Raw genomic sequence first — 8,031 nt, forward strand, 5'->3', positions numbered from 1 at the left:
GGCGCCGCGTGCGCACGGCTGGCCTGCTGGCGTGCGGCGCGCAGCCGCGCCAGGGTCGGCGCGGGCAGGGCCTGCAAGCCGGCCTGGTGGACGGCGCGCATCTGCGTGTCGAAATCCGCCGGGCGGGTGGGATCGGATGTCATCGGACGTCCTCCAGATGTTTCTGCAGCGCCTCGCGGGCGCGCGACAGATGGGTCTTTACCGAGCCTTCCGAGCAGCCCATCGCGCGTGCGGTGGTGGCCACGTCCAGCTCTTCCAGTACGCGCAGGGTGAAGGCCTCGCGCTGACGCGCAGGCAGCGCGCGCAGTGCCGTCACCAGCCGCGCATGGGTCTGCCGACGCTCGTGCTGCTCGGACGGATTGGGGCCGTCGTCGGCCCAGTCCGGCGGGCTGTCCGCGTCACGCTCGCTGGTCGGCGCCCAGAAGCGCAGGCGGAAGGTGCGGCGGCGCTGCAGGTCGATGATGCGCCGGCGCAGGATGCTCCAGAACAGCGGCGTCCATTCCTGCGCCGGGCGCTCGCGATAGGCCAGCAGCTTGATCATCGCGTCCTGCACCGCGTCCAGCGCGTCCTCGCGCTGGCGCAGTCCGGCTTCGGCGAAGCGGAACGCGCGCGGCCCGATCTCGGCCAGGAACGCGTCCAGCGACGCCGGCAGCGGGCGCTGTTCGGTGTCGGCATCGGTCGATGGCGGTGCGAGGGCGGGCGTGCTCACCAGCACAGCTTAGCTTCCAGCAGGGGGATGCCGTGGTTAACGCGCGGTGGCGGGCGTGGTTGACCGGCCGGGCCTCGCGGCCTTCGCGCAAGCGCATGCCGGCATCGCACAGCGGTTCAGCACGCGGTTATGATGCGGCGGACGGGCGCGGCGCCCGGGAGAATGGTGCGATGAGCGACGGGTTCGTGGCCTTGTACATCTTCATGCTGGCGGCCATCGCCGGGCATGTGATCATCTCGCGGGTGCCGGTGATCCTGCACACCCCGCTGATGTCCGGTTCCAACTTCATCCATGGCATCGTCCTGATCGGCGCGATGGTGGTGCTGGGGCATGCCGACACCACCCTGGAGAAAGCCATCGGCTTCGTCGCGGTGCTGCTCGGCGCCGGCAATGCCGCCGGCGGCTATGTGGTGACCGAGCGCATGCTGGACATGTTCAAGTCCAGCAAGCCGGATGCGGCCAAGACCAAGGCGAAGGATTGAATGCGCGGCATCGGCGCACCGCCGCGGCGTTGGCCGTGGCCGTCCTGCTGGCACCGCTCGGCATCGCGCCGGGCGTCCTCTCGTACTTTCTGCCACTCGGGCAGATGTCCTATTTCGGAGCACGCGTGCTGATGGAACTGTTGCCGATCCTGATCAAGAGCAGCTATCTGGTCGCCGCCACCCTGTTCCTGCTCGGCCTGCAGCGCATGGCCTCGCCCAGGACCGCGCGCAGCGGCATCCGCTGGGCCGGTTTCGGCATGCTGCTGGCGACCGCCGCCACCTTCCTGCTGCCGGGTCTGCACAACCTGCCGCTGATCGTGCTGGCGATCGTGCTCGGCACCGCCGCGGCGTGGATCTCCGCCAAGAAGGTGGCGATCACCGACATGCCGCAGATGGTCGCGCTGTACAACGGCATGGGCGGCGGCTCGGCGGCGGCGATCGGTGCGGTGGAGCTGCTGCGCTTCTCGTTCCTGATGCGCCGCGATACCACGCACTGGAGCGAGGCCGCGATCGCCGCGCTGGCCGCGCGCCAGCCGGATGCGACCACGCTGGCGCTGGCGGTGATCGGCTCGGCGATCGGCGCGGTGTCGCTGTCCGGCTCGATCATCGCCTGGGCCAAGCTCGACGGGCGCCTGGACAAGCGCGTCACCTTCCCCGCGCAGCAGGCGTTCAACCTGCTGGTGTGCGTGGCGATGCTGGGCGTGGGCGCCTGGGCCGCGATCAGCCTGAGTCCGCTGGCGATCGTGCTGTTCTTCGTGCTGGCGCTGGCCCTGGGCGTGCTGATGACGCTGCCGATCGGCGGCGCCGACATGCCGGTGGTGATCTCGCTGTACAACGCCTTCACCGGCCTGGCGGTGGCCTTCGAGGGCTACGTGCTCGGCAACGAGGCGCTGATCATCGCCGGCATGATGGTCGGCGCGGCCGGCATCCTGCTGACCCGGCTGATGGCCAAGGCGATGAACCGGCCGATCCGCGGCGTGCTGTTCTCCAACTTCGGCGGCGGCGGCCAGGCGCAGGCGATCGCCGGCAGCCAGAAGCCGATCGAGGCCGGCGACGTGGCGGCGATGATGGCCTACGCCGAGCGCGTGGTGATCGTGCCCGGTTACGGCATGGCGGTGGCGCAGGCGCAGCACAAGATCTGGGAACTGGCGCAGCGGCTGATCGAGCGCGGAGTCAAGGTCAAGTTCGCGATCCACCCGGTGGCCGGGCGCATGCCCGGGCATATGAACGTGCTGCTGGCCGAGGCCGGCGTGCCCTACGACCTGATCGCCGACATGGACGACATCAACCCCGAGTTCGCCAGCACCGACGTGTCACTGGTGATCGGCGCCAACGACGTGGTCAATCCGGTGGCCAAGACCGACCCGGCCAGCCCGATCTACGGCATGCCGATCCTGGACGTGGTCAATTCCAGGAACGTCATCGTCATCAAGCGCGGCAAGGGCACCGGCTTCGCCGGCATCGAGAACGCGCTGTTCTATGCCGACAACACCCGCATGCTGTACGGCGACGGCGCCGAGGCGGCCGGCGCCCTGGTCAGCGAACTGAAGGCGCTGGATGGCGGCGGGCATTGAGCCGTTGCGGGCGGAGTGGCGGGGCAGGGGTGACGTAGCGAGCGCAGGGCGCAGGAGCGGCTTCGGCCGCGCCTACAAAAACGATGCGCCTCATGGCCAAGGCGGATGATCGGGGTGTGATCAGGTCGCAACCACCATCGCCACCCAGCGGCGTCCGCCGCGCTCCGGCCGTGCTCAGCGCGCGCTGAAATACGCCGTGGCCACGCCGATGCCCAGCCACAGCAGGTCGCCCGGGCTGTTGGCCAGCACGGTCAGGGTCCAGGCGTAGTGGGCGCCCATCTTCAGCGATGAATCCCAGACGTTCAGGCCCAACCCCGCGCCCATCTGCGCGGCGGCGATGCCCCAGTTGGCGGCGACGATCACCAGCACCGTGGCGCTCATCGCCACGGCGATGCGCAGCGGGCCGCGCGGCAGGTTGCCCAAACGCAGCATCCAGGCGATCTCCAGCGCCACCACCACGGCCATCCAGCCGGCCTGGCGACCCAGCGACAGCGCCACCAGCAACCAGGCGATCAGCGCGGTGAAACAGCCCATGGCGAGCAGCAGGGGCCACAGCCAGTGCGAGGGCCTGGCCGGCGTGGAGGAAGGCGGCATTCGATGTTCCCGGAGAAGGCGTACAGGATACTTCCGGCGCGCGCCCCGCGCACTCGGATAAACTGCACGACTTGCACCGGCGGGGCCTGGCCCCATATCGCCCCCATGTACTCACGCAGCAGCGAACCTGTCCAATTCGAACGCGATTGCGCCGCGGTGATGGTGCCGCAGGGCGACGCGGTGACCCTGCCCGCCGGCAGCTACGGCTATATCACCCAGGCCCTGGGCGGCAGCTACACGGTGTTCGTGGAGGGCAATCTGTTCCGCATCGCCGGCAAGGACGGCGACGCCATCGGCAAGGAGCCGCCGCCGGGGCTGGAGCTGCCCGAGGACGCCGGCGACGAGCAGGTCGAAGCCCTGATCTGGCAGCAATTGCGCACCTGCTTCGACCCCGAGATCCCGTTCAACATCGTCGATCTGGGGCTGATCTACGACGTGACCATGCATGCGCGCGAGGATGGCCAGCGCACCGTCGAGGTCAAGATGACCCTGACCGCGCCCGGCTGCGGCATGGGCGAGATCCTGGTCGACGACGTGCGCAGCAAACTGGAAATGATCCCGACCATCGCCGAGGCCGACGTCGAGCTGGTGTTCGATCCGCCGTGGGGCCGGCATATGATGTCCGAGGCCGCGCGCCTGGAAACCGGCATGCTCTGACCCGCGCGCGACGCTTCGCGCGTCGCGACGGAGCCCGATCGGGCGCCGCCGCTGCCGTCGCCACGACGCTGCGGCCCTGGCCATCCCTCGACTACCACAGGAATTCCCGGTGTCCGCTACCGAGCCGTCCACGCAGTTCCGCCTGACCCCGTCCACCGCCGCGCGCAGCGCCGAGGCGCGCGCGCAGATCCTTGCCGCGCCGGGCTTCGGCAACTATTTCACCGACCACATGGTCGCCATCGAATGGAGCCGCGAGCAGGGCTGGCACGACGCCGAAGTGCGCGCCTACGGCCCGCTGGCGCTGGATCCGGCCGCCTCGGTGCTGCACTACGGCCAGGAGATCTTCGAAGGCATCAAGGCCTACCGCCATGCCGACGGCTCGATCTGGACCTTCCGCCCGGAGGCCAACGGCAAGCGCCTGCAGCGCTCGGCGCAGCGCCTGGCGCTGCCGGAGCTGCCGGTGGAGCTGTTCGTGGAATCGCTGCGGCAGCTGATCGCGGTGGATGCGGCGTGGGTGCCGTCGGCGCCGGAGACCAGCCTGTATTTCCGTCCGTTCATGATCGCCAACGAGGCCTTCCTGGGCGTGCGCGCCGCGCAGAAGGCCGGCTACTACGTCATCGCCAGCCCGGCCGGCGCCTATTTCGCCAAGGGCGTGGCGCCGGTGGCGATCTGGCTGTCCACCGACTACGCGCGCGCCGCCAAGGGCGGCACCGGCGCGGCCAAGTGCGGCGGCAACTACGCCGCCTCGCTGCTGCCGCAGCAGCAGGCGCAGGCGCAGGGCTGCTCGCAGGTGCTGTTCCTCGATCCGGTCGAGGGCAAGTACATCGAGGAACTGGGCGGCATGAACGTGTTCCTGGTGATGCGCGACGGCAGCCTGGTCACCCCGGCGCTGTCGGGCAGCATCCTGGAAGGCATCACCCGCGACAGCATCCTGCAACTGGCCCGCGACCGCGGCATGCAGGTGGTGGAGCGGCAGGTGAGCATCGACGAGTGGCGCGACGGCGTGGCCTCGGGCGAGATCGCCGAGGTGTTCGCCTGCGGCACCGCCGCGGTGGTGACCCCGATCGGCCAGCTCAAGGGCAAGGACTTCGCGGTCGGCGACCTGACCGCGCCCGCCGGCCCGGTGACGCTGTCGCTGCGCCAGGAACTCACCGACATCCAGTACGGCCGCGTGGCCGACCGCCACGGCTGGCTGGTGCGGCTGGGCTGAGCCGAGCGCCCAACGCTGGGGCGGCTGTCGGCTGCCCTGGCGAATGGACCTCATGCCACTTGGCGCATGGTCCGACAGCGTCGACCATCGCCGGCGACGTCCGCGCTGGTGCGCCGGGGCGTGCGATGTGTCGCCGCCCCGCCTCCGCATCGCGCCTTCCCGGGAGTCCGCTCCCCGGACATTCCGTGTCCGTCCCGATGTATGGCGCTGCCATGCAGGCGACCTCTGTCGTCTGTATCCACTGTCTCCTTTTCTTGTCCCGTGTGTCGCGCGGGAGCCAAAAATCTGCCCCTGATTTGCCGAGTCTGGCGTCTTTCCATGCTGCATCGCAGCAAAAATGAGGTGCAGTTCTCTTTATGACATCGACGTTCATTGCATTTCTTCGCTTTGTACAACGGATTTCCGTCACACCCTGCTCCATACGCGCTTGTACTGAGCTAGCGTCGATGAATGGTCGGCAACACGCCATCCGACCGGGCTCGCAACGCACGCCAGGTTCAGGTTTCGACCGGACCGGTGCGGCGCGGAACACCGCCATCAGGCGGCTACTCAACCGAAAGGAAGTCCGAATGTCCGAAATGTCGCATCGTGGGTCGCGCCAGCGTCCGTGGCTGGTCGTGCTGGGCGCCTCCGCTCTCACTTCGCTGCTGTTGGCCACCCCAGCCTTCGCCGGTGACGTGAACCTCTCCGGCCTGTCTTCCGAGCCGACCGTGCAGCGCTTCATCGTCAAGACCCGCGATGCCGCGCCGGTCAGCATCTCCAGCGCGTCCGCCGCCGCTGCGGCGCCCTCGGCGGCGCTGCGCGCGACGCTGCAGTCGGCCGCCGCCGCGCTGCCGGCCAAGAACGGTCGCGCGCTCGGCCTGACCAGCCTGCGCCGCCTGGCGGTGGGTCCGGAAGTGGTCAAGGCCAGCCGTCCGCTGGACCGCGCCGAGGCCGAGACGCTGATGCGGCAGATCGCCGCCGACCCGAACGTCGAATACGTCGAGGTCGACCAGCGCATGACCATCGCGCTGACTCCGAACGATCCGCGCCTGGGCGACCAGTGGGCCTTCGGCACCACCAACGCCGGCATCAACGTGCGCTCGGCCTGGGACAAGGCCAGCGGCGACGGCGTGGTCGTGGCGGTGATCGACACCGGCATCACCAGCCACCCGGACCTCAACGCCAACGTCCTGCAGGGCTACGACTTCATCAGCGATGCGGATTCGGCGCGCGACGGCAACGGCCGCGACAGCAACCCGGCCGACGAAGGCGACTGGGCCGCTGCCGGCGAGTGCTACTCCGGTTCGCCCGCCTCCAATTCCAGCTGGCACGGCACCCATGTGGCCGGCACCATCGCCGCGGTCACCAACAACGGCACCGGCGTGGCCGGCACCGCGTTCAAGGCCAAGATCCTGCCGGTGCGCGTGCTCGGCAAGTGCGGCGGCTATACCTCCGACATCGCCGATGCGATCACCTGGGCCTCCGGCGGCACCGTCAGCGGCGTGCCGACCAACCAGAACCCGGCCGAAGTCATCAACATGTCGCTGGGCGGCAGCGGCACCTGCTCGAGCACCTACCAGAACGCCATCAACGGCGCGGTCAGCCGCGGCACCACGGTGGTGGTGGCGGCGGGCAACAGCTCGACCAACGTGTCCAGCTCGGTGCCGGCCAACTGCAACAACGTGATCGCGGTGGCGGCGACCACCTCGTCGCGGGCCAAGGCCAGCTACTCGAACTACGGCGCGGGCATCGACATCTCCGCGCCGGGCTCGAACATCCTGTCCACGCTCAACGACGGCACCACCACCCCGGGCAACCCGAGCTACGCCTCGTACAACGGCACCTCGATGGCGACCCCGCACGTGGCCGGCGTGGTCGCGCTGATGCAGTCGGTGGCGCCGACCGCGCTGACCCCGGCGCAGGTGGAAAGCACCATCAAGAACACCGCGGCCAGCTTCTCCTGCTCGCAGGGTTGCGGCGCCGGCCTGCTCGACGCCAACGCGGCGGTCACCGCGGCGTTGAACGGCGGCAGCAGCGGTGGTGGTGGTGGTGGCGGTGGCAGCAGCAACGAACTGCAGGATGGCGTGGCGGTCACCAACCTCAGCGCCAACAGCGGTTCCTCGCTGAACTACACGGTCAAGGTGCCGTCCGGCGCCAGCAGCCTGGTGGTCACCACCTCCGGCGGCAGCGGCGATGCCGACCTGTACGTGCGCTTCGGCAGCGCGCCGACCGACTCGGCCTACGACTGCCGTCCGTACAAGAACGGCAACAACGAGAGCTGCACCTTCAACTCCCCGCAGGCCGGCACCTACTACGTGCGGGTGAAGGCGTACAGCACGTTCTCCGGTGTCAGCCTGAAGGCCGACTACTGAGGCACTCCGTCGCGGCGGCCGCGCCATGGCCGCCGCGCACCTCCCGGTGCCGGATCGCAGCGGTCGGCCAGGACGCCGCCGCCGCCACTCTCGGTCGCCCCGCGCTTCGGCGCGGGGCTTTTTGTTTGTGCCGCGTCCGCGTCCGGCCGCCCTGGTCCGGTCGTCTTGATGCATTCCGCAGCCGGGCTCGTCGCCGATCACAGATCTGCACGTTGCGCCGCTTGCGCCCTCCACCCGATCCGCGCCTTGCCGCTATCCGCGGTGCAGGACCGTCCTGCGGCTGTCGCGTACGCGGTGGCTGCGGCCTGCACCGCCACGTTCGAACCTGCGCGGTGGACGGCCGACTGCGCCACGTGTACAGCCCGGGGGGAGTCTCATGTTCGAGTACAGCGTGCTTCGGCGCCGCAGCGCCGCGTGCCTTTTGCTGCTGGCAGCCGCCGGCACCGCCGCT

At 69.6% G+C, this 8,031-nt stretch carries 7 protein-coding genes; 5 read left to right on the forward strand and 2 right to left on the reverse strand.

All coding sequences use genetic code 11. The features are described 5' to 3' along the window. Positions 1 to 139: 139 nt before the first annotated feature. A complete protein-coding gene (locus D588_RS0116010) occupies positions 140 to 715 on the reverse strand; it encodes an RNA polymerase sigma factor (protein WP_017909518.1) in 576 nt (191 codons plus the stop codon). A gap of 164 nt (positions 716 to 879) precedes the next feature. Here D588_RS0116010 and D588_RS0116015 point away from each other — a divergent pair, with 164 nt between their 5' ends. Both D588_RS0116015 and D588_RS0116020 read left to right on the forward strand, forming a co-directional pair. After that, positions 880 to 1,191, forward strand: a complete 312-nt coding sequence (locus D588_RS0116015) for an NAD(P) transhydrogenase subunit alpha (protein WP_010341238.1) — start codon at positions 880 to 882, stop codon at positions 1,189 to 1,191. Between the two features lie 104 nt (positions 1,192 to 1,295). Then, complete coding sequence (locus D588_RS0116020; RefSeq protein WP_026143782.1) at positions 1,296 to 2,765, forward strand: NAD(P)(+) transhydrogenase (Re/Si-specific) subunit beta; 1,470 nt, start codon at positions 1,296 to 1,298, stop codon at positions 2,763 to 2,765. A 174-nt stretch (positions 2,766 to 2,939) separates the two neighbouring features. Here D588_RS0116020 and D588_RS0116025 read toward each other — a convergent pair whose 3' ends face one another. Beyond that, the gene (locus D588_RS0116025) at positions 2,940 to 3,359 is read right to left on the reverse strand and encodes a hypothetical protein (RefSeq protein WP_017916700.1); all 420 of its coding nucleotides are present in this window, start codon (positions 3,357 to 3,359) and stop codon (positions 2,940 to 2,942) included. Between the two features lie 105 nt (positions 3,360 to 3,464). On the opposite strand from D588_RS0116025, the gene sufT reads away from it, so the two are divergent. From sufT to D588_RS0116040, 3 genes are all read left to right on the forward strand, one after another. Further along, the gene (gene sufT, locus D588_RS0116030) at positions 3,465 to 4,016 is read left to right on the forward strand and encodes a putative Fe-S cluster assembly protein SufT (protein ID WP_017909071.1); all 552 of its coding nucleotides are present in this window, start codon (positions 3,465 to 3,467) and stop codon (positions 4,014 to 4,016) included. Between the two features lie 109 nt (positions 4,017 to 4,125). Further along, positions 4,126 to 5,226, forward strand: a complete 1,101-nt coding sequence (locus D588_RS0116035; RefSeq protein WP_010341242.1) for a branched-chain amino acid aminotransferase — start codon at positions 4,126 to 4,128, stop codon at positions 5,224 to 5,226. A 578-nt stretch (positions 5,227 to 5,804) separates the two neighbouring features. Then, positions 5,805 to 7,580, forward strand: coding sequence for a S8 family peptidase (locus D588_RS0116040; protein ID WP_017916701.1), 1,776 nt, complete (start codon positions 5,805 to 5,807; stop codon positions 7,578 to 7,580). Positions 7,581 to 8,031 lie beyond the last annotated feature (451 nt).

This window comes from Xanthomonas sp. SHU 308, from assembly GCF_000364645.1.
Classification (GTDB): domain Bacteria; phylum Pseudomonadota; class Gammaproteobacteria; order Xanthomonadales; family Xanthomonadaceae; genus Xanthomonas_A; species Xanthomonas_A sontii.

Excerpts from the sequence above, each read along its gene's own strand:
- D588_RS0116015 (WP_010341238.1), top strand. The coding sequence starts at position 880 with ATGAGCGACGGGTTCGTGGCCTTGTACATCTTCATGCTGGCGGCCATC.
- D588_RS0116020 (WP_026143782.1), top strand. The coding sequence starts at position 1,296 with ATGTCCTATTTCGGAGCACGCGTGCTGATGGAACTGTTGCCGATCCTG.
- D588_RS0116025 (WP_017916700.1), bottom strand. The coding sequence starts at position 3,359 with ATGCCGCCTTCCTCCACGCCGGCCAGGCCCTCGCACTGGCTGTGGCCC.
- sufT (WP_017909071.1), top strand. The coding sequence starts at position 3,465 with ATGTACTCACGCAGCAGCGAACCTGTCCAATTCGAACGCGATTGCGCC.
- D588_RS0116040 (WP_017916701.1), top strand. The coding sequence starts at position 5,805 with ATGTCGCATCGTGGGTCGCGCCAGCGTCCGTGGCTGGTCGTGCTGGGC.